The organism is Xaviernesmea rhizosphaerae (assembly GCF_001938945.1).
Lineage (GTDB): Bacteria > Pseudomonadota > Alphaproteobacteria > Rhizobiales > Rhizobiaceae > Xaviernesmea > Xaviernesmea rhizosphaerae.
Window position 1 is genome coordinate 129,953 of record NZ_MKIO01000018.1, and the last position, 19,436, is coordinate 149,388.

General features: G+C 65.3%; 21 protein-coding genes. 11 read left to right on the top strand and 10 right to left on the bottom strand.

The features are described 5' to 3' along the window. The first annotated feature begins 25 nt into the window (after positions 1-25). From BJF92_RS02140 to BJF92_RS02150, 3 genes are all read left to right on the top strand, one after another. Positions 26-766 carry a tellurite resistance TerB family protein gene (locus tag BJF92_RS02140; RefSeq protein WP_075633151.1) on the top strand — a complete coding sequence of 247 codons (741 nt, stop codon included), beginning with the start codon at positions 26-28 and terminating at the stop codon, positions 764-766. A gap of 339 nt (positions 767-1,105) precedes the next feature. Then, positions 1,106-1,831 (top strand): GNAT family N-acetyltransferase, encoded by a 726-nt coding sequence (locus BJF92_RS02145; RefSeq protein ID WP_075633119.1) that lies wholly within the window; start codon positions 1,106-1,108, stop codon positions 1,829-1,831. Between the two features lie 86 nt (positions 1,832-1,917). Then, the gene (locus BJF92_RS02150; RefSeq protein WP_075633152.1) at positions 1,918-2,157 is read left to right on the top strand and encodes a hypothetical protein; all 240 of its coding nucleotides are present in this window, start codon (positions 1,918-1,920) and stop codon (positions 2,155-2,157) included. 64 nt (positions 2,158-2,221) lie between these two features. Here the strand turns inward: BJF92_RS02150 and BJF92_RS02155 are convergent, their stop codons facing one another. From BJF92_RS02155 to BJF92_RS02170, 4 genes are all read right to left on the bottom strand, one after another. After that, positions 2,222-3,331 carry a nickel/cobalt transporter gene (locus tag BJF92_RS02155; RefSeq protein WP_075633120.1) on the bottom strand — a complete coding sequence of 370 codons (1,110 nt, stop codon included), beginning with the start codon at positions 3,329-3,331 and terminating at the stop codon, positions 2,222-2,224. Positions 3,332-3,357: 26 nt separating this feature from the next. Beyond that, a complete protein-coding gene (locus BJF92_RS02160) occupies positions 3,358-3,990 on the bottom strand; it encodes a DUF1007 family protein (protein WP_075633153.1) in 633 nt (210 codons plus the stop codon). Positions 3,991-4,377: 387 nt separating this feature from the next. After that, complete coding sequence (locus BJF92_RS02165) at positions 4,378-5,415, bottom strand: LacI family DNA-binding transcriptional regulator (RefSeq protein WP_075633121.1); 1,038 nt, start codon at positions 5,413-5,415, stop codon at positions 4,378-4,380. Between the two features lie 202 nt (positions 5,416-5,617). Continuing rightward, positions 5,618-6,145, bottom strand: a complete 528-nt coding sequence (locus BJF92_RS02170; protein ID WP_075633122.1) for a MarR family winged helix-turn-helix transcriptional regulator — start codon at positions 6,143-6,145, stop codon at positions 5,618-5,620. Between the two features lie 117 nt (positions 6,146-6,262). On the opposite strand from BJF92_RS02170, the gene BJF92_RS02175 reads away from it, so the two are divergent. From BJF92_RS02175 to BJF92_RS02195, 5 genes are all read left to right on the top strand, one after another. Continuing rightward, positions 6,263-7,069: a creatininase family protein gene (locus BJF92_RS02175; protein ID WP_078057797.1), complete on the top strand. Its 807-nt coding sequence runs from the start codon at positions 6,263-6,265 to the stop codon at positions 7,067-7,069. Between the two features lie 65 nt (positions 7,070-7,134). After that, a complete protein-coding gene (locus BJF92_RS02180; RefSeq protein WP_075633124.1) occupies positions 7,135-7,404 on the top strand; it encodes a type II toxin-antitoxin system Phd/YefM family antitoxin in 270 nt (89 codons plus the stop codon). Beyond that, positions 7,401-7,793: a type II toxin-antitoxin system VapC family toxin gene (locus tag BJF92_RS02185; RefSeq protein WP_075633125.1), complete on the top strand. Its 393-nt coding sequence runs from the start codon at positions 7,401-7,403 to the stop codon at positions 7,791-7,793. The genes BJF92_RS02180 and BJF92_RS02185 overlap by 4 nt, the downstream gene beginning before the upstream one ends. A 111-nt stretch (positions 7,794-7,904) precedes the next feature. Next, on the top strand, positions 7,905-9,044 hold the full coding sequence (locus BJF92_RS02190) for a CobW family GTP-binding protein (RefSeq protein WP_075633126.1): 1,140 nt from the start codon (positions 7,905-7,907) through the stop codon (positions 9,042-9,044). Then, positions 9,044-10,033 (top strand): WD40 repeat domain-containing protein, encoded by a 990-nt coding sequence (locus tag BJF92_RS02195; protein ID WP_075633127.1) that lies wholly within the window; start codon positions 9,044-9,046, stop codon positions 10,031-10,033. The genes BJF92_RS02190 and BJF92_RS02195 overlap by 1 nt, the downstream gene beginning before the upstream one ends. Positions 10,034-10,082: 49 nt before the next feature. Here the strand turns inward: BJF92_RS02195 and BJF92_RS02200 are convergent, their stop codons facing one another. The 5 genes from BJF92_RS02200 to odc2 form a co-directional block, all read right to left on the bottom strand. Then, positions 10,083-11,264, bottom strand: coding sequence for an MFS transporter (locus BJF92_RS02200; protein WP_075633128.1), 1,182 nt, complete (start codon positions 11,262-11,264; stop codon positions 10,083-10,085). 299 nt (positions 11,265-11,563) lie between these two features. After that, positions 11,564-12,634: a serine hydrolase domain-containing protein gene (locus BJF92_RS02205; RefSeq protein ID WP_075633129.1), complete on the bottom strand. Its 1,071-nt coding sequence runs from the start codon at positions 12,632-12,634 to the stop codon at positions 11,564-11,566. A 107-nt stretch (positions 12,635-12,741) separates the two neighbouring features. Further along, a complete protein-coding gene (locus BJF92_RS02210; protein ID WP_075633154.1) occupies positions 12,742-13,185 on the bottom strand; it encodes a glyoxalase superfamily protein in 444 nt (147 codons plus the stop codon). 411 nt (positions 13,186-13,596) lie between these two features. After that, on the bottom strand, positions 13,597-14,187 hold the full coding sequence (locus BJF92_RS02215; protein ID WP_075633130.1) for a GNAT family N-acetyltransferase: 591 nt from the start codon (positions 14,185-14,187) through the stop codon (positions 13,597-13,599). A gap of 100 nt (positions 14,188-14,287) precedes the next feature. Further along, on the bottom strand, positions 14,288-15,421 hold the full coding sequence (gene odc2, locus BJF92_RS02220; RefSeq protein WP_075633131.1) for an ornithine/lysine decarboxylase: 1,134 nt from the start codon (positions 15,419-15,421) through the stop codon (positions 14,288-14,290). Positions 15,422-16,091: 670 nt separating this feature from the next. Between odc2 and BJF92_RS02225 the strand changes: the two genes are divergently transcribed. Both BJF92_RS02225 and BJF92_RS02230 read left to right on the top strand, forming a co-directional pair. After that, complete coding sequence (locus BJF92_RS02225) at positions 16,092-16,982, top strand: LysR family transcriptional regulator (RefSeq protein WP_075633132.1); 891 nt, start codon at positions 16,092-16,094, stop codon at positions 16,980-16,982. 128 nt (positions 16,983-17,110) lie between these two features. Beyond that, entirely contained in the window at positions 17,111-18,082 is a 972-nt protein-coding gene (locus BJF92_RS02230) for a 2-hydroxyacid dehydrogenase (protein ID WP_075633133.1), read from the top strand. 66 nt (positions 18,083-18,148) lie between these two features. Here the strand turns inward: BJF92_RS02230 and BJF92_RS02235 are convergent, their stop codons facing one another. Further along, entirely contained in the window at positions 18,149-18,919 is a 771-nt protein-coding gene (locus BJF92_RS02235; RefSeq protein ID WP_075633134.1) for a gamma-glutamyl-gamma-aminobutyrate hydrolase family protein, read from the bottom strand. 205 nt (positions 18,920-19,124) lie between these two features. Here BJF92_RS02235 and BJF92_RS02240 point away from each other — a divergent pair, with 205 nt between their 5' ends. Beyond that, positions 19,125-19,349, top strand: coding sequence for an aa3-type cytochrome c oxidase subunit IV (locus BJF92_RS02240; RefSeq protein ID WP_075633135.1), 225 nt, complete (start codon positions 19,125-19,127; stop codon positions 19,347-19,349). Positions 19,350-19,436 lie beyond the last annotated feature (87 nt).

Genomic DNA, 19,436 nt, shown 5'->3' on the forward strand with positions numbered 1-19,436 from the left:
TCAGGAAACGCCAAGGAGACCGATGATGTTCGACCCGAAAAAGCTTCTCGACCAGTTTCTCGGCAGCCAGGTGCCTGGCGCCGGCGGCAGTTTCGGGCAGCGGGCCGGCCAGCTCGGCCAGATCGCCCGCAACAATCCGCTGAAGACCGGCGCGCTGGCAGCCGTGCTGCTGGGCACCGGCAAGGGCCGCGACATTGCCGGAACCGCGCTGAAGCTGGGCGGGCTGGCCGCCGTCGCCGGTCTCGGCTATGCGGCCTACCGCAATTATCAGGCCGGCAAGGCGCCAGCGGAGGTCGCCCGGCAGGCGCCGGCCACGGAGCTTCTGCCGCCGCCGCCCGAGTCCGGCTTCAGCATCGAGCCCCATGTGGTGCGCAATGATTTCGTGCTGGTGCTGGTGCGCGCCATGATCGCCGCGGCCCGCGCCGACGGCCATATCGATGCGCAGGAGCGGGCCCGCATCATGGAAAAGGTGCAGGAGGTCGGTCTCGACAGTGAGGCAAAGACCTTCCTGCAGGAGGAGCTGAACCGGCCGATCGATCTCGACAGCTTAGTGGCTGCCGCGCGCACGGAAGAGGAGAAGGTCGAACTTTACACTGCCTCGCGCCTTGCCATCGAGCCGGAAAGCCGGGCCGAGCGCGGCTATCTCGACCAGCTCGCCGGCCGGCTGGGGCTGCCGGATGCGCTGATCGACCATATCGAGGCCACGGTCGCCTCCGCCAAGCTCCCGGCGCCCGTGCCGAGCGCCAATTTCGACCCGGCGATCTGAGGATCTCAGGCCGATGCCTGTCCGGCTCCCTTGCCCGGGCAGGCGCAGCCTGTCGAAATTTTTGTATAAGTCCTGAAATTCCCTCGGTCTGTGCGAAGGATGCGCGCGCTGCGGAGCGACGGACGGAAAGTCGGAAGCTGCGCGATGTTCCGACTTTCGTTTCTGCGTCGGATTTTTCCGAAAACCGGTTCCCACTTTTCGGTTGGATGCTCTAGGGTCTGGTCTGATGGTGCCGCGTCTGCGGCAGGGAACGAAGCGGCGATCGATGTCGTCTTGCTCCCTGCCAGGGAGCGGCGCTGCCGATCATTCCCGTTCCGGTCACCCGCGCAGGCCTTTCCCATGTCCGATCTGTCCAACTGGACGCCCCGTCCTTCGCCGCAGCCCATCACCCTTGAAGGGCGCTTCGTCCGTCTCCTGCCCTATGATCGCGCCGTGCATCTCGCCGCGCTCTGGGAGGCTTTTGGCGGGCTGGAGATCAATGCGCGGCTGATCTATTTCGCGCAGCCCGATTTTGCCGGCATCGAGGATTTCGACCGCTGGCTGACGGCCTGCCAGGCCGGCGGCTGGGTGACCGAGCTGTTCCAGTCGGTCGAAACCGGCGCGCTTGTCGGCATGGCAAATTACATGCGGGCCGATCCGGCCAATGGCGTGGTCGAGGTCGGCGGCGTTGCCCATACGCTCGCCATGGCCCGCTCGCCGCTGTCGACCGAGGCGCATTATCTGATGGCGCGCCATGTTTTCGATGATCTCGGCTACCGGCGCTATGAGTGGAAGTGCAACAACGACAACGCCCCGAGCAAGGCGACGGCGCTGCGCCTCGGCTTCACCTTCGAGGGCGTGTTCCGCCAGCACATGCTCTCCAAGGGCGGCAACCGCGACACGGCTTGGTTCTCGATGATCGATGGCGAATGGCCGCTCATCAAGGCCGCCTTCGAGGCCTGGCTCGCGCCGGAGAATTTCGATGCCGAGGGCCGACAGATCCGCCGGCTGGAAGAGATCCGGGCCCAACTGGCGCATGAAGAAGTCGCCCCGTCCGGTCTTGCGCCTTCCGGCGTTTCGTCATGACGGCGCCGGAGACGCCACAGCGCCCTTCTGACGAGCAGACGCCCCCTTCCGAGGAGCAGAAGCGCGCCACGGGTGACCCGACAAGCCTGTCTGCAAAGCAGCCTGGCGCGCCGGCGCCCGAGCGCACGGAGCGCTCCTCGCTGATCGCCGCCGGCCTGATCCTGTTGATCGCGGGCCTGGGCTTCGCCTTCCTGCCGCGGCTGATGCTGGCGCTGGGAACGATCTCGCCCTTTCTGGCCGCAGCCGTCGGCACGCTGTTCGTCGCGGCCTTCTTCCTGGTCTTCTGGCTGCGCGCGCGCGTGCAGCGCCGCCGGGACGGGGGCTAACGACTGGGGCTGACGCGGCGCGCTGATGCTGGCCGAGACGATGCTTTGACGGGCCGCGCCCGGCTCAGGCCGTCAGCGCGGCGCCGAGCAGCAGAAGGCCGATGAGGAGGACGAAAAGCGCGCCGGCAATCTCGATCGCCAGGCCGACCCGTCCTGCGACGCGGCTGCCTGATGTCAACCGGAGCGCGACGCCCTTGGCCAGAACCGCCGTTGCCGCCAGTGCCGATACGGTGATGGCGGTGCCGACCGACATGGCGAGGACCGAGAGCACGCCGCCGAGCATCAGCCCGTTCAGCAGCGCGAAGGAGAGAACGATCAGCGCGCCGGAGCAGGGGCGCAGGCCAACGGCCAGAATGGCCGACCAGGCTTCACCGAGCGCCAGCTTCTCGCCGCCAAGACGCGCCGGATCGGGCAGATGGGTGGTGCCGCAGGCCTCGCAGAAATCCCCCGTTGTGTGGCTCTGGCTCATGCCATTATAGCTCAGGCCAGGGCGCCGGCGCGATCCGGCCGCGGCGCCGCCATCGAATTCGTCCGCCTGCGCGCGGCGGGCCGTGTCGAAGGAAAGGGTGCCGATTGCGGGAACGGGATCGGCAAAAGAAGCCTGCGCCATGCCGGTTCGCCGGCCGAACAGGCCGAGCGCCCTGAGTTTGCGCAGGAGAAGCCAGGCGCCGAAAGCCGCGACCAGCGCATAGCTCGCCGTCTCGAGCGTGGCGGTGGCCCGCGTCAGCGAGATGCCGCTGCCGCGCAGCACGTAATAGGCCGCGCCGATCAGCGCGATGGCCATCAATCCCTGAAGAAAAGCCGAGAGAAAGGACAGCGCCACGCCGCGCTTCAGCTCCACCTCATTGGCCAGCATGTAGGAGGAGATGACCGCCTTGCCATGGCCGGGGCCGGCCGCGTGGAAAATGCCGTAGACGAAGGAAAGGCCGATCAGCGACCAGAGCTGCCAGGGGTCCGAGCGCATGCCGCGCAGCGCGTCTGTCAGCGTGCGGTAGAACAGCTGCTGCTCGCGGTTGACCCAGGCGAACAGGCCGGACAACGGACCGCCCATGGAAATGCTCGGCTCGGCCGTGCCGATGCCCAGCGGCGACTGGGCGGCCGCCGATCCGGGGTGGAGCATCAGAAGCGCCAGCCCGATAAGCAGGAGGAAAAGGGTCAGTCCCCTGCCTGTCATTCCGCTCCTTGTCAGCCATCTGCCCGTCAGCATGTGAACTCGATCCGCGTTGCGAAGAGCTTGGACATGTTGGTTCCCGTGGGGTCGTTGAAGAAGGCGGAGGTGAGCGTGGCCTGGTTCTGGGCGATCACCTCGTCCGGATCGGGCCGCACCACCTTGTGCTTGCAGCTCTTGAACTTGTCGCCGACGGCAACGAGATCGTTGTCGGTCGGGAAGTCCATGGCCGTATACATGGTCGGATCATAGATGCCGATCGAGAAGGTGCCCTTGAGCGGGATCGGCTGGGCCGGCTTGGCCGCGAACATCAGGAGCAGCTGGCCGTCCTTGAAATCCGCATGGATGACATCCGGCTTGGACAGCTTCACGCTTTTGCCATTGTCGAAGATCGTCGTGTAATAATTATACTCGCCGAGGGATTCCAGCACCGTCTGGCCTACTTCGGCCAGCTCCTTGGCATCGAGCTTCGCATCGGAATTGTGATCGAACTCCAGGAGCACGCTGGCGGAAAACATGTCGTCGAAGCGCCAGACATTGCGCAGCTCGCTGACCTGCCCCTTGTCATTGGCCACCACCTCCAGCCGCGCCTGCGCGAAGATATGCGGATGCGCCAGCGCCGCCGGCGCGCCGAATGCGGTGAGCGCCAGCGCCAGCGGCACGATGCTCCAGCCGAAAGAGACGGCGGGGATGCGAAGAGACTGGATCACGAAGCGGGCTCTTTTCTCGGTTCGGCGCGGGAAGGGTTGGCGCAGGGCGCATAAGCGGCGGATGATGCGATCACCTGAAATGCCCTGCCTTCCTGTTTGACGCAATGCCGCAAGGGCAGATGCGCACGATGCCCTGCCCAGACAGCGCAGGCGGATGGTGCCGGATATTTGCGGGGAATCGTCCGCCGGCCGATCACCGCCGTTCTCGCGATGCCCGTCAATTGGGTCGGAATTTCGGCTTTCGCTGCATCAGCCCGGACGAAGACAGAGGCAGGACGCTTCTTCGGCGCGGTGTGGCTCGAGCGAGCGCATGGATCGCTCAGGCCCAAGCGCCCAGATCGCTCAGGCGATGTCCTGCGCGGCTGCCTGCCGCAGAGGGCCGGTCGACTGGCGGATGCGCATTTCCGGCTTGATCAGGTGAATGCCGTCAGGGTCATGGCTGCCGGCCAGCTTGTCGAGCAGGGCGCGGGCGGCGCTGCGGCCGACGTCTGACTGGCCGTTCCAGACCGTCGTCAGCGCCGGCGTTGACAGCGAGGCCTCCTCGAGATCGTCATAGCCCGTCACCGAAATATCCCGTCCGGGCACGAGCCCGGCGCGGGCGATGCCGTTCATCATGCCGATGGCGACGAGGTCGTTCCAGCAGACCACGGCCGTCGGTCTCTGGGGCAGGGAGAGCAGATGCACCGCCGCCTCGAACCCGCCCTGCATGCTGCGGGGCCCGGGAATGCGCAGCTCGGGATCAACCTCGATATTGGCCTTGCGCAGCGCGGTGACATAGCCCTGATAGCGGTCGCGGCCGGTCGAGGTCTGGTCGGTGCCGCCAACCATGGCGATGCAGCGATGGCCGAGACCGATCAGATGGTTGGTGGCCAGCGCAATGCCATAGGCATCGTCGCCGCGGAAGATCGGCACATCGAGCCCCTCGACCGAGCGGGCGATCAGGATGGCCGGCATGCCATTGTCCTCGGCCAGCCGGATATCCTCCGGCGGCGTGCCGATGGCAGGCGACATGATCACCCCGTCGCCGCCCAGCTGCAGCAGCGTTTCGATGAACACCCGCTGCTTTTCGACCGAGTCATAATGGTTTGAGAGGATGAAGGTCTGGCGGTCGCGGTCGAGCTCTGCCTCTATCGCCTTGAGAATTTCCCCGTAGAAGGGGTTCATGATGTCGTGCACCACAACGCCGATGATGCCGGAGCGCGAGGTGCGCAGGCTGGCTGCGCGGCGATTGTAGATATAGCCGAGCGCGCGGGCCTGTTCCTTGATCTTGTCCCGTGTCTGGGCCGCGACCAGGGGGCTGTCGCGCAGCGCGAGCGAAACGGTGGCCGTGGAAACGCCAAGCGTTTCCGCAATCGTCGATAGTTTGATCTTTTGTGCCACGTCGTCTCCCGGCGTGCTCGCAATCTTCGTTTTTATTTTTCCTTAAACTGTTTAAATGACTGACGCAACAGCAGCCTGTGCACCAAACATGCTGCATCGCCGCGCAAAAAGGCGATCGGTAGGGCCGAATGGGCGCCGTTTGAATTCACGGAGATGGTGCAAAGGCGGCGTGCCTTGTGATGGCGACGCGCCGCCGCGGCGGTCAGTCGTCCGCCACGCCGTGCTGCAGATTGGCGTCCAGCGTGCGCAGAAGCTTCATCAGCACCTTGATCTGCTTGTCGCTGAAGCCTTTCAGGGCCTGCTCGCCGGTCTGCCGTCCCGCCTCGGCGATCGCGTCCAGCCGGGCACGGCCCTCCTCGGTCAGGTAGACCTTGGTCAGGCGGGCATCCTCATCGTCGGCGCGCCGGTGCAGGAAGCCCTGGGCTTCCATGCGGCCGATCGTGCGCGTCATGGTCGGAGCCTTGACGCCCAGGCGCGCGGCAAGCCCGCCGGCCGTCATGCCGTCCTCTTCCGCCAGTGCCAGCATCACGCCGTCCTGACCGGCATAGAGGCCGCTCTCCACCAGATTGCGCGACATGACCGTGCGCATGGAGCGCGCGGCCTGAACGAGGATTGCGCCGACCGCCTGGCCGCTCGGTTCCTCATCGATCGCCTCGGGCAGGCGCGAAAGCTCCAGCTTCTTCTTGACGCCCTTGGTCTTCTGTTTCTCGGCTTTGCTCTTCTTGCCCAATTCGTCCTCTTGCGCAAACGGGGTTGCACCCTGATCCGACCTCTGTAGGACAGAGATTTCTGTTATATGACAAATGGCCGGCTTTGCTCGCAAGATCGCTGAAAAGGTTTGAAAAAGATGCCACACCCGTCGCTTTTGCCCGTGCCGGAGGTTCTCAGCGCGGTCGATTGGGTCGCAGCCGGCTCAGCGCACGGCCCGATTGCCGTCCTTCCGCTCGGCGCTTACGAACAGCATGGGCCGCATCTGCCCTTCGCCACCGACAGCCTGATCGCCGCAGGCCTCGTCGCGCGGCTGAAGGGCCGGGTGGCCGCAGCCGGGCTTCATGTCGGCTTCCTCCCGGTCGAGCCGATCGGCTATTCAATCGAGCACGGCTTTGCCCCCGGCACCCGCTCGCTTGAGCATGGCGAGGCCATCGAGCGCTGGCTCGCCATTGCCGAGGCGCTGCAGGCCCAGGGGGTCGACAAGCTGCTGATGCTCAATGCCCATGGCGGCAATGCGCCGCTGATGACGATCGTGGCGACCGAGGCCCGGGTCCGCTTCTCCACGCTGGCCGTGGCCACGCACTGGCTGCGCTTCGGCGTGCCGGAGGGCTGGATGACGCCGCAGGACAAGGCGATCGACATCCATGCCGGCGAGATCGAGACCGCCATGATGCTGGCGCTGCATCCCGAGCTGGTCGATCGCGACAAGGCTAGCGATTTCCCCTCGCGCCAGCGCGACTTCGCCGCGCGCTTCACCCATCTGCGCGCCTATGGCCCGCATGCCTTCGGCTGGACAATGGCCGACTTGAACCCTGAGGGCGCCGCCGGCAATGCCGCGGCGGCAACGGCGGAAAAGGGCGAGGCGCTGATCGACCATGCGGTTCAGGGGCTGCTGGAGCTTCTCACGGATATCGACGCCTTCGATCCGGCCGAGTTCACTTGAAGCCGTTGCCGGCCTGTCCGATCATGCGCATATTGGCGCAAGGAGCGACAGACAGGAGCGAGCCCATGCGCATCTCCCTCGAACAGGCGGCAGGCCAGCTGAGCGAACTCGTGCGGCTGGCCGAGGAAGGCGAAGAGATCGTCTTGACCGAGAACGGCGCGCCGCGGGCGCGGTTGGAGGCAACGAGCCCCATCGACAAGGCGGCAAGGGAGCGATTTTTCCGTGACGAACTGCCCGAGCTTCAGCGTCGTGCAGCCAGCAGGATGATCCCGGGTCCGGATGCCGCCCATAGCCAGGACTTTCTCTATGATGACGAGACCGGGCTTCCGGCATGATAGCCGTCGATACCTCGGCACTGATCGCAATTCTCGCCCGGGAACCGATGGCGGACCTCTGCGCGGAGGTCCTGCGTCAATCGGAAAGGACCGTTATGTCGGCAGGAAGTCTCGCCGAAACCATGATTGTCGCCACGCGGCGCGGCTTGGACCGGGAGATGACGCGGCTCATCGACGGCGCACTGATCGAGATCGTCACCGTCACTCCCGAGCGTGCCCGGCGCGCGGCGGAGGCCTACAGGCGGTGGGGCAAGGGATTTCATCCGGCGGGCCTCAACTATGGTGATTGCTTCGCCTATGGCCTGGCCGAGGAGTTCGCCTGTCCGCTTCTTTTCGTCGGCGAGGATGTCGCGCGCACAAACCTAGTCTCGGCCAGGACGAGAGTTTGAGCACAGAAGCGTCGCTCCGGTGGCTTTGAACTGGCGGCGGTTGGTCTTATATGGAGGCGACGCCCGCCGCCCTTGACGCGGCGGTCCCTTCATCGTCCTTGCGAGGCTATCATGACCGCATCCGCTCCCGAAACCCAGAAGCCCATTCCCGTTACCGTGCTCACCGGCTATCTGGGTGCCGGCAAGACGACGCTGCTCAACCGGATTCTGACGGAGAATCACGGGCGCAAATATGCCGTCATCGTCAATGAATTTGGCGAGATCGGCATCGACAACGATCTGATCGTGGAATCCGACGAGGAAATCTACGAGATGAACAATGGCTGCATCTGCTGCACCGTGCGCGGCGATCTGATTCGCGTGGTGGAAGGGCTGATGCGCCGCCCGGGTCGCTTCGACGCTATCATCGTCGAGACCACGGGCCTGGCCGATCCGGTTCCGGTGGCGCAGACCTTCTTCATGGATGACGACGTGCGCGCCAAGACCGAGCTCGACGCCGTCGTCGCGCTTGTCGATGCCAAGCACCTGCCGCTGCGGCTGAAGGACAGCCGCGAGGCCGAGGACCAGATCGCCTTCGCCGATGTCGTGCTTCTGAACAAGACCGACCTCGTCACGCCGGAGGAGCTCGCGCGCATCGAGGCGACCGTGCGCGTGATCAATCCGAGCGCCCGCATCTACCGCACCGAGCGCTCCAACATCGATCTGTCCCGCGTGCTCGACCAGGGCGCCTTCAGCCTGGAGCGCGCGCTGGAAAACGATCCGCACTTCCTTGACGAGGGTGCGCATGAGCATGACCATGTCTGCGGCCCTGATTGCGATCATGATCACCACCATCAAGGGCACGACCATCATCACCACGACCACGATCATCATGACCATGACCATGACCACGGTCACGATCATGACCACGGCCATCATCACCACGATGCGCCTTCGCCGCTCCATGACGTGACGGTGCAGTCCATCTCGCTGCGCGGTGGCGAGATGGTGCCGGACCGCTTCTTCCCCTGGATCCAGAAGGTGACCCAGACGATGGGTCCGAACATCCTCAGGCTCAAGGGCATCATCGCCTTTGCCGGCGACGAGCAGCGCTACGTCGTGCAGGGCGTTCACATGATCATCGAGGGCGACCACCAGCGCCCCTGGAAGGACGGCGAGAAGCATGAGAGCCGCCTGGTCTTCATCGGCCGCGATCTCGATCGCGAGAAGATCGAGAAGAGCTTCAAGGCCTGCGAGGCACAGACCAACTGATGCCGACCCTTGCCCCGCTCGATCTCTCGGGCCATGTCGTGGCCGTCGCCTATCTTGGCGACGTGCCTGTCTTCGCCGAGGCCTCCGGCCTCGTTCACCGCCTCGACGAGGGGCACAAGACCGTCGAGGCGCATGACGGCCTGCTGACCGCGCTTCACGACCCGCTGACCGACACGGTGTTGACCGGCGGCGAGGACGGCCGTGTGCTGCGGATTGCCGGCGACGGCGCCGTGCAGGAACTCGCCAGCGTGCCGCGGCGCTGGATCGCCCAGGTCGCCGCCGGCCCGCAAGGGGCGGTGGCCTATGCCTCGGGCAAGTCCGCTTTCGTCCGGCTTGCGGACGGCACGGTGAAGGAGTTCACCGAGGAGCGGACGGTGGAAGGCCTCGCCTTCGCGCCCAAGGGGCTGCGGCTGGCAGCCTCCCGCTACAATGGCGTCACGCTCCACTGGGTCGCCATTCCCGGCGCGCCGGTGGATCTGGACTGGAAAGGCGCGCACAACGCCGTGACCTTCTCGCCGGACGGTCGCTTCCTCGTCACCTCGATGCAGGAAAACGCGCTGCATGGCTGGAAGCTTGATTCCAAGCCCGGCGCGGACGCGCGACACATGCGCATGACCGGTTATCCGGCCAAGGTGAAGTCGCTCTCCTGGTCGGCCAAGGGCAAGTGGCTGGCCTCTTCGGGTGCGCCGGCGGCCATCGTCTGGCCCTTCCAAGCCAAGGACGGGCCGATGGGCAAGGCGCCGCTGGAGCTGGGCACGCGCGGCAATGTGATGGTGACGTCGGTTGCCTGTCACCCTGCCGAAGAGGTGGTGGCGATTGGCTATTCCGACGGCATGATCCTGGCCGCACGGCTTTCCGATCAGCGCGAGGTGGTGCTGCGCCGTCAGGGCAAGGGCAGCGTGACCGGCATGGCCTGGCACAAGAGCGGCCAGCGCTTGGCCTTCGCCAGCGAGACCGGCGATTGCGGCGTGATCGACATCAGCGCGTGACCGTGCTCCGGCGCGGCTTCCCGCCGCGCCGTCCTCCTGCATGCTGATCTCAGGTGTCCGTCCGGCGGTGCCGCGTCAGGAACAGCAGCAGAAGCGATGCGCCCGCTCCAAAGGAGGCGAGCCGGATGGCCATGCCGAAATTGTGCAGTTGCGCGATCAGGCCCATGGCCGGCACGGCAAACAGGCCCGCGAGGAACATCGAATTCATGTAGAGCGCCGTGGCCCGCGCCAGCCGCCCGCGTGAAAAGCTCTGGACGAAGCTCAGGCAGGTGCCGGCGAACAGCCCGTAATAGCTGCCTTCGAGTGCTGCGCCCACCAGCATCATCGGCACGGAATGGACCGAGGCAATGATGTTGAAGGCGATGATGGCGAGGACCGTGGCGCCGCCGAGGATCAGGCGCGGGCTGATGCGCCGCGCCATCCAGGGGGCGACCAGGATAAAGATCACCTCCATAGCGCATTTGACGCTGAGCGACAGGCCGGGCGCATAGGCTGGAAGCCCGGCCTCCCGCACGAAGAACACCGGCAGGGCCGAGGCGCAGAGCGAATGGGCGAAGGAGAGGCAGAAGCTGATCCCCGCTGCCAGCCACAGGCCGACATTGCGGCCTTCCGGCGCATCCTGGTCGCGCTTTTCCATCGGACAGGTCTGCCCGCGCGGAATGACCGCCATGGCGATGGCCACCCAGATCAGCACGATCAGCATGGCATTGACGAACACGAAGCGCGCACCGGCGAAATCGGCGACCAGATAGGCGGCGGCCGGCATCACCATCCAGGCGAGCGAGACCGTCATGCGCAGAAAGGCATTGTAGCCCACCGGCTCCAGCCCCTGCATCCGGCCGTAATGGCGACCATAGCTGAAGACCAGGGTGCTGGCGGCATTGGTTAGCCCCATGCCCGGCGCTGTGACGAGGACGAGAAGCGGCAGGCTGCCGACGAGCGCGGCGGCGGAGGCCAGAAAGGCGGCAAACGCGCAGGCAAAGAGCAGCGGCCGGATGCGCGCGCCGCGATCTACCCATTCGCCATAAAGCCGGCTCGACAGGATCGAGATCGTCATGGCCGAGAGGCTGTAGAGCCCGATGGTAACAGGGGCATGCCCCAGCACCTCGACGATGTAGAAGCCCATGAAGGGCACGATCGCCGCATTGGTAGCGCCGGAAACGAAGACCAGAAGCGCGATCAGCAGCGCCTGCTGATCGGACCTGTAGGCCAGGGCCTGCTTTTCGGACATGGGCGCGGTCGCTTGGGAATCACGGAGGGGAGCCGGCACCATCTGGCACCCGCTCGATCGCGCTGGCAAGCCACTTGGCCGGAGCATGACAAGAAGTCATGTCACGGATCACGCGCGCGTGAAGCACGCCGCCTTAGGCGTATTAAACGTCCTCGGCAAAACCAGGGATAAGCCTGATCGGTCTGAAACATCGGACTGAAAGACCGACGCAGCCCGGTGCTCCCGTCTTCTGTTCTTGCAGCGCATTCCTTCCGAAAACAGGTTGTCGCTTTTCGGTCCGATGCACGCGGCCGCGCTGATTACACCGCCTTCGCGGCCCCGATGATTTCGCCGAGCAGACCGTGCAACGCGTCGCGGTAGCCGGTGCGGGCGGAAGGAGCGGTTTCGTCCGAGAGCATCACCACCGTCAGCCTTTGCGACGGCACGATGTAGAGCATCTGCCCGCCATAACCCCAGCCATAATGCACGGTTTCGCCTGATATTTCGCGGGTAAACCAGCCATAGCCGTAATCATCGCCGGTGAAGCGCGACTGGGTGCGGGCCTGAAAGGATTGGTGGATCCAGTTTTGCGAGACGATCTGCCGCCCGTCCTTGGTGCGCCCGCCATTGCGGTAGAGCTCGCCGAAGGCTGCGAGCGAGCGTGCGCTCATCGCCATCTGGTTTCCGCCGAGATAGATGCCCTGGGGGTCACGCTCCCAGGCACCGATACGAAAGCCCTCGACGGGACCCAGCCACTCGCGCGCCAGCGCCAGCGTCGAGCGGCCCGAGACCTTGGTGAGGATCGCCGAGAGCAGATGGGTCGAGGCCGTGGAATAGAGCATGTCTCCGCCCGGCTCACCGTCAAAGGGGGCGGCGAGCGCGGTGCGGACCCAGTTGCCGCTCGCCACCCAGCGCCCGTAATTCGGGCCGGACATGCGCTGCAGCCCCGCCTGCATCGACAGGAGATGGCCGACCGTGACCTTGGCAAGCCGCGGATCAGGGTCGCGCGGAAGATCGTTTTTAAGGATCGAGGCGACCGTTTGGTCCGGTCCATCGATCAGGCCCTTGTCGATGGCGATGCCGACCAGCGCCGAGACGATCGATTTCGACGCCGATTTGATGTTGGCGCTCTCGCCCGGCCCATGTCCGTGATAGCCGCGTTCGACCACCGTCTCGCCGTCGCGGGCGACGATGATGGTCTTCAGGGCCGGCAGGGCCTTGGCCCGATCGAGGATCGGCGTCAGGCGCTGCTCCATGGGAAAGGCGGCTTGCGCTTGCGATGCCGATGCGGAGACGGCTGCTGCCGGCAGAGCGGGCGAAAGCAGCGCGGCGGTCAACAGAAGCGGAAGGATGCGCCTGTTTGGCAGGCGAAAGATCGATTTTTCGGTCATGGGAGGGGAAGTGGGGCCCCGGCCGGCCCCGGACAACGGCCCCGGCGCGCGTCTCACGCGGAGTTGACGGGCGCCGGAAGCCTTGAAGGCCTCCAGCGCTGTCCAGTCTACCAGTCCAGCTCCACATGCGGCCGGCCATTGGAAGTCCGCTCCACTGTCCGCCCGGTTTCGTCCACGGTGCAATGAACGCGCTGGCGGAAGGCGGAGAAGCTGTCGAAGGTGACGACATCGACGGGCTCATCGAAATGCAGCGTCAGCCGGTAGCGGGGTGGGTCGCCTGAAACCTGCTGCACGCCGAGGACATCCGCCTGGAAGGCTTGTCCGAGATAATGGCCCTGAAGCCGCGATCCGATCCGCCAGGGGTCGAAGGGCGGGCGGTTGCCGAGGCGGGCGTGCAGCGTGTTCCAGTCGCGAAAGCCATATTGGCGGGCGATCAGCTCCAGCGCGCGGCTGTGGCCGATGGTCTCGCCGCTCTCGGCCAGAGCCTGGCGCAGGCGTCTCGCCTGGTCCTTCAAGCTGTCAAGTGCGGGCAGGCTGTCGCGCGCGGGCAGGCTGCCGAGTGCGGGAAGCGAGAGTGCGGGGCGGCCGCCAGGGGAAGGGTCTGTGGATTGAGTGCCAGCGGATGAGGGGCTGGCGATCCGCGAGGATGATGTCACGATCGGGGTCTCCGGACCGGCGCGGGATCGTCGTTCTAGGAGGGTGTCCGCATTGCCGCCTGATCCTGTGCCGGATTCGGTCGATCGAAATGTCGCGAAAGGAGCTTCACCGGAGCAGATCCTGCTTGCGGACGGCGGGCGCTCCCCAAAGGCCCTGCGCTCTCTATAGCGCATCGATGATCCCAGGGAAACCGGCTTTTTGCCGGAGCGGGCGGGCAGGGTAGGGGAAGCGGCCATGCGGACAAACGTAAACCGCCCCGATGCTGGAGGTCATCGGAGCGGGCATGAAACGGACTGAACGGAGGCTCAGGCGACCCTGGCGATGCCCGGCTGGGAGAGGCGGGTGCCGGTGCCGACCAGAAGGCCGGCGGCACCGGTGAGCCAGCCGGCCTTCAGCTCCAGGCCGAGAAAGCGGCGGCGCTCGAACGGGCCGGGCATGACCAGATGGGCGGCCTTTTCGGCAAAGAAGCCGAAGCGCTCGTAATATTCGGGATCGCCGACCAGCAGGATGGCGCCATGGCCGCGCGCGGCGGCCTCGGTGATGGCAGCGCGCATCAGAGCCCCGCCAATGCCCTTGCCCTCGTAGGCGGCATCGACCGCAAGCGGCCCGAGCAGCAGCGCGGGAATGCCGGCGCCATCCGGACCCACACCGGCTTCGACGTGCCACAGCCGTACCGTGCCGATCACATGGCCATCGAGATCGCGCGCGACCAGCGCCAGCCCCTGCGCCGGCACGCGGCCACGGCGGATCGCCTCGGAGGATTTGCGCTTGCGGCCCGGGCCCATGGCGCGGTCGAGCAGACGCTCGCGCTGGACGACATCGCCCGGATGCTCGGCGTCAATGGTAAACTCTGCCTTACGGAAAAAGGACAGCGCAGCGTCAAGAACAGCGGCCATGGATTGGCCTCCCGCACTCAAAACCGTCTCAGAAACGGCACTCGAATTAAAAGGTGAAGGCCCGCGCTTGCTCTTCAAGAGCAGGCGCGGAGAAGGCGCATCAGATGACGTAGGCCTTGAGCGGCTCGAAACCGTTGAACGCCACCGCCGAATAGGTGGTGGTATAGGCGCCCGTGCCCTCGATCAGCACCTCGTCGCCGATCGAAAGCGAGATCGGCAGCGGATACATGGTCTTCTCGTAGAGCACGTCGGCCGAATCGCAGGTCGGGCCGGCCAGAACGCAGGGTTCCATCGTATCGGCGTCACGCTCGGTGCGGATCGGGTAACGAATGGCTTCGTCCATGGTTTCAGCGAGGCCGCCGAACTTGCCGATGTCGAGGAAGACCCATCGGTGATGGTCGTTGTCCGACTTCTTGGAGATCAGCACCACTTCCGTCTTGATCACGCCGGCATTGCCGACCATGCCGCGACCCGGCTCGATGATGGTTTCCGGCAGCTGGTTGCCGAAATGCTTGCGCAGGCTTGCAAAGATCGCCTGGCCATAGGCTTCCGCCGAAGGCACGTCGCGCAGGTACTTGGTCGGGAAGCCCCCGCCCATATTGACCATCTTCAGCTCGATGCCCTGCTTGGCCAGCTGCACGAAGACGCGCTTGGCATCGGCGAGCGCGGCATCCCAGGCGTCGAGCTTGGTCATCTGCGAGCCGACATGGAAGGACACGCCATGCGAGACCAGGCCCAGCTGGTGGGCATAGACCAGCACGTCCACGGCCATCTGCGGCACGCAGCCGAACTTGCGCGACAGCGGCCATTCGGCGCCTTCGCCATCGGTCAGAACGCGGCAGAACACGCGCGCGCCGGGGGCTGCGCGAGAGATCTTCTCGACTTCCTCATGGCTGTCGACGGCGAAAAGCGAGATGCCGAGCGCATGGGCGCGGGCAATGTCGCGTTCCTTCTTGATCGTGTTGCCATAGGAGATGCGGGCAGGCGTGGCGCCGGCCGACAGGGCCATTTCGATTTCGGCCACCGAGGCGCAATCGAAATTGGAGCCGAGGCCGGCCAGCAGGCGCAGGATCTCCGGCGCGGGATTGGCCTTGACCGCATAGAAGATGGCGCTGTCGGGCAGGGCATGGCGGAAGGCGCGGAAATTGTCACGCACGACATCGAGATCGACGACGAGGCAAGGGCCTTCCGGACGGCGGGTCTTCAGGAAATCGGCGATACGAGCGGTCGTCATGATGGTGTCCCCATGGTCAAGGGCTCCGGCGCGAACCGGAGGACAAAGGGCAACGCCTACACGTCCTGGAACCAGCCGGTGGAGACCCCGGAACCAAGCGCGCGCATGCATTGCGCAAACGGTGGAGCAAAGCCTGCCTCAGGCTTCGATCCGGCTCTGTCTGCCATGGATTGGACGGGGAGACCCGACCGCACGTCCGGCAATGAAGGTGTGCCTCTTCAGTAACTCCGGCTGATGGAAAGCCGGACGAGAACAAAAAGGCCCGCACCGTCGTTGCTTCAAGGTGTCCTCGCATTTCCCGGTTGGCCGGAATAGCGACTGGAGCGGTTAGTTCCAGGTACCTTACCGATTTCCTCACCACATCGAGGGTCGGCGGACACCCACAGGCACGTGCGACTTTGGGCAAGGCGTAGATAGGGAAAACGCCCGCGCGGATCAAGCGGTTTTTTGCGCGCTTATAAAAAACTTTTGTGACAACCGTACGACACAATTAGCCGGCTTTTCGCAAGCGATCTCACAGGCTTGCGCGAAGCTTGCCGGAAACTTGCGCAAGGCTTGCCTAAGCCTCGTCTCGGCACGCGAGCGGGATCTTGCCGCCTCCCATGCTTGCCTCGCAGTCGCCCGCCGGGATAGGGTCGCCTGCTGTCATGCCCAACGCCCCGGGAGTTTCATGGATACGCTGACCCGCATGCGCGCCTTCATCGATGTGGTCGATGCCGAGGGCTTCTCCGCCGCCGGCCGCCGGGTCGGGCGATCCAAGGCGCTCCTGTCGAAATATGTCCGTGAGCTGGAGGACGAGCTGGGCGCGCTGCTGCTCAACCGGACGACGCGTCAGTTCTCTCTGACTGAGGCCGGCCATCTCTATTACCGCACGGCCTCCGAGATCCTGAAGGAGATCGACAATCTCTCCGATCTCGTTCGCGCCGGCAATGCCGACCTCAAGGGGCGCATCCGCATCACCGCGCCACGCACCTTCGTCGATGCCGAGATCGGCCAGTCGCTGATCGATTTCCGTCTGGCGCATCCGGAACTGTCGCTGGAGATCATTGCCGACGATCGCTTCGTCGATCTGGTGGAGGAGGGCTTCGACGTGGCCATCCGCATCACCAAGCTCGAGGATTCGACGCTGATCGCCCGCAAGCTGTCCGATTTCCAGATCATCATCTGCGCGGCGCCCGACTATCTCAAGCGCAGCGAGCCGATCCTTCATCCCTCCGATCTGGCGCGGCATGCCTGCATCATCGATACCAATGGCCGCTCCTACAGCAGCTGGCGCTTCTGCGAGCCGGATGGGTCTCCCTTCAGCGTGTCGGTAAGCGGGCCGATGGAGGTCAATAGCCCGCTTGCCAGCGTGCGCGCCGCCCGCGCCGGGCTCGGCATCGCTGCCGTGCCGGATTTCATCGCCCGGCCGAAAGTCGCCTCCGGCGACCTCGTGGCGATCCTGCAGGATTTCTGCCCGCAGGATCGCGGCATCTATGCCATCTATCCGCACCGGCGCTATCTGCCGGCCAAGGTGCGCACCCTGGTCGATTTTCTGCACAGCTGGTTTCGCCGGGGGTAGCCGCCGGCTTGCCCCTTTTTGTATGTTATCACTTACCTAATTCGGCTTGTGGCTTGCAGCTTCGCCCTGTGGTCCTGTTGGCCACGCCGCTCCCTTTCCCTGTTGTCAGGGCATCCTCTGGAGGTTTCATGTCGAGCGATCATCGTCCCCTCATCGTCGTGCCCGGGCGCATGCATCCCCGGGTTCTCGCGCGCCTGCCCGGCGATTTCGAGATGGTGCAGCTCGATGCGGCCGATCCCGCCCTGGTCACCCCGGATCTGGCGGCGCGGGCGGCGGGCATCGCTACGACCAACCGTCTGCCGGCCAATTTTCTCGCGGCCTTCGAAACGGTGGAGATCGTCGCCAATTTCAGCGTCGGCTATGACGGGATCGATGTCGATGCGGCCGCCGCGCGCGGCGTCGTCGTCACCAACACGCCTGATGTGCTGAACGAGGAGGTGGCCGATACGGCCATTGCCCTGCTGCTCAACAGCCTCAGGCGTTTTCCCGCGGCGGAAGCCTATCTGCGCGCCGGCCACTGGGCGGAGAAGGGGCCTTTTCCGCTGACGCCGCTGAGCCTGCGCGACCGGACGGTCGGCATTTACGGTCTCGGGCGTATCGGCCAGGCAATTGCCAAGCGGCTGGAAGGGTTCGGCGTACCGATCGGCTATCACACCCGCAGCAAGCGCGAGGATGTCGCCTACACCTATTATCCGAGCCTCAAGGCGATGGCGGAAGAGGTGGACACGCTGATCAGCATCGTGCCCGGCTCGGACGAGACCCGGCACACGCTGAATGCCGAAATCTTCCAGGCGCTGGGGCCGCGCGGCGTGGTGATCAATGTCGGCCGTGGATCGACGCTGGACGAGGCGGCGCTCGCCGCCGCGCTGAAGGACGGCACGATCGCGGCCGCCGGGCTCGACGTGTTCGAGAACGAACCGCATGTGCCTGAGGCGCTGATCGCACTGGAGAATGCCACCCTGCTGCCGCATGTGGCCTCGGCTTCGGAAGACACGCGCAACGCCATGGCCGATCTGGTGGTCGACAATCTCAAGAGCTGGTTTGCCACAGGCGCCGCCTTGACGCCGGTGCCGGAAACGCCGTTCCGGCGCAAGGGCTGAGGGGACGGCCGCGCATCCCGTGACGGTTCAGAGGCGACACCGGCGGATCGGGCGACAGAGGAAGGGTCAGGCCGAGAGCCTGGCCGCCTGCCGCGCGCGGACATAGTCCGTCAGCGCCTCGCCGAAAGCGGAAAAGATCTGGCCGGAGGGGCTGTCGGTGCCGACCCAATATTCGGGGTGCCACTGCACGCCGACGGCAAAGCCCTTGGCATCGATGACGGAGACGGCCTCGACGGTGCCATCGTCGGCCAGCGCTTCGACGGCAAGGCCCGGGGCCAGCGCGGAGATCGCCTGGCGATGCAGCGAGTTGACCTGGATCTCGCCAGCGCCGACCACGCGGGCCAGGCACGAGCCTTCCTTGACCGAAACGCCCTGGCGAATCGCATATTTCACGTCGCGGTCGGGATCCTCCGGGTGGCGGTGGTCCCAGATGCCCGGCTGTTCCTGAATGTCGTTGGCCAGCGTGCCGCCGAGCGCGACATTGAGTTCCTGAATGCCACGGCAGATGGCAAGCACCGGCATGCCGCGCTTCAGCGCCGCGCGGATCAGCGGCAGGCTGGTGGCGTCGCGGCCGGGATCGAAAGGCCCGTCCTGTTCGGTCGCCGTCCGGCCATAAAGCGAGGGGTGGACATTGGAGCGCGCGCCGCTGACAAGCAGCCCGTCGACGCGGTCGAGCAGCGCGTCGGCGTCATTGCCCTCTTCCAGGGCGGGAACGAGCAGCGCCATGGCGCCGGCGCCCTCGACCGCGGCGCGCACATATTGATGCGCTACGGCATGCCAGTCGCTGCCCTCGAATTCGCGATAATCACAGGGAATGGCGACGATCGGCTTGGTCATGCGGCAATCTCCGGAGAAACGGGCGGCTTCCGCCAGGGACGGCGCCGCAATGGATCTGCGATGCCGCAGGCGGCGCGCCGCGTCAAGACGGCACGGCCATTGAGGCGGCCGGACGGATTGCGCCGCCGGACAGTTTCGCTACACTGGCGGCGGAGAGAGGATGCGGCGCCGGCTGGCATCGCGATGAGGAGGAAGAGAGGACAAGATGGCCAAGCACAGCGACGGACCGGCCGAAATCGGCGCGCCGATGGACTATGCCGAACACGAAAAGACCTATAGCGGCTTTCTGGCAGCGACGAAATTTCTGACGATCTTCTGCGTGGCGCTGCTGATCGCCATGGCGGCGCTGTTCTTCACCAATGCGGGCGCCATCACCGCGATCGTCCTGTTCATCCTGCTGAATGTCGCCGGCCATTATCTGATGCGCTGAGGGCCTGCGCTTAGAGCATCGGACCGAAAAGTGGGAACCGGTTTTCGGAAAAATCCGATGCAAAAACAAAAATCTAGAGCATCGCAC

Excerpts from the sequence above, each read along its gene's own strand:
- BJF92_RS02140 (WP_075633151.1), top strand. The coding sequence starts at position 26 with ATGTTCGACCCGAAAAAGCTTCTCGACCAGTTTCTCGGCAGCCAGGTG.
- BJF92_RS02145 (WP_075633119.1), top strand. The coding sequence starts at position 1,106 with ATGTCCGATCTGTCCAACTGGACGCCCCGTCCTTCGCCGCAGCCCATC.
- BJF92_RS02155 (WP_075633120.1), bottom strand. The coding sequence starts at position 3,331 with ATGACAGGCAGGGGACTGACCCTTTTCCTCCTGCTTATCGGGCTGGCG.
- BJF92_RS02175 (WP_078057797.1), top strand. The coding sequence starts at position 6,263 with ATGCCACACCCGTCGCTTTTGCCCGTGCCGGAGGTTCTCAGCGCGGTC.
- BJF92_RS02180 (WP_075633124.1), top strand. The coding sequence starts at position 7,135 with ATGCGCATCTCCCTCGAACAGGCGGCAGGCCAGCTGAGCGAACTCGTG.
- BJF92_RS02185 (WP_075633125.1), top strand. The coding sequence starts at position 7,401 with ATGATAGCCGTCGATACCTCGGCACTGATCGCAATTCTCGCCCGGGAA.
- BJF92_RS02190 (WP_075633126.1), top strand. The coding sequence starts at position 7,905 with ATGACCGCATCCGCTCCCGAAACCCAGAAGCCCATTCCCGTTACCGTG.
- BJF92_RS02195 (WP_075633127.1), top strand. The coding sequence starts at position 9,044 with ATGCCGACCCTTGCCCCGCTCGATCTCTCGGGCCATGTCGTGGCCGTC.
- BJF92_RS02200 (WP_075633128.1), bottom strand. The coding sequence starts at position 11,264 with ATGTCCGAAAAGCAGGCCCTGGCCTACAGGTCCGATCAGCAGGCGCTG.
- BJF92_RS02205 (WP_075633129.1), bottom strand. The coding sequence starts at position 12,634 with ATGACCGAAAAATCGATCTTTCGCCTGCCAAACAGGCGCATCCTTCCG.
- BJF92_RS02215 (WP_075633130.1), bottom strand. The coding sequence starts at position 14,187 with ATGGCCGCTGTTCTTGACGCTGCGCTGTCCTTTTTCCGTAAGGCAGAG.
- odc2 (WP_075633131.1), bottom strand. The coding sequence starts at position 15,421 with ATGACGACCGCTCGTATCGCCGATTTCCTGAAGACCCGCCGTCCGGAA.
- BJF92_RS02225 (WP_075633132.1), top strand. The coding sequence starts at position 16,092 with ATGGATACGCTGACCCGCATGCGCGCCTTCATCGATGTGGTCGATGCC.
- BJF92_RS02230 (WP_075633133.1), top strand. The coding sequence starts at position 17,111 with ATGTCGAGCGATCATCGTCCCCTCATCGTCGTGCCCGGGCGCATGCAT.
- BJF92_RS02235 (WP_075633134.1), bottom strand. The coding sequence starts at position 18,919 with ATGACCAAGCCGATCGTCGCCATTCCCTGTGATTATCGCGAATTCGAG.
- BJF92_RS02240 (WP_075633135.1), top strand. The coding sequence starts at position 19,125 with ATGGCCAAGCACAGCGACGGACCGGCCGAAATCGGCGCGCCGATGGAC.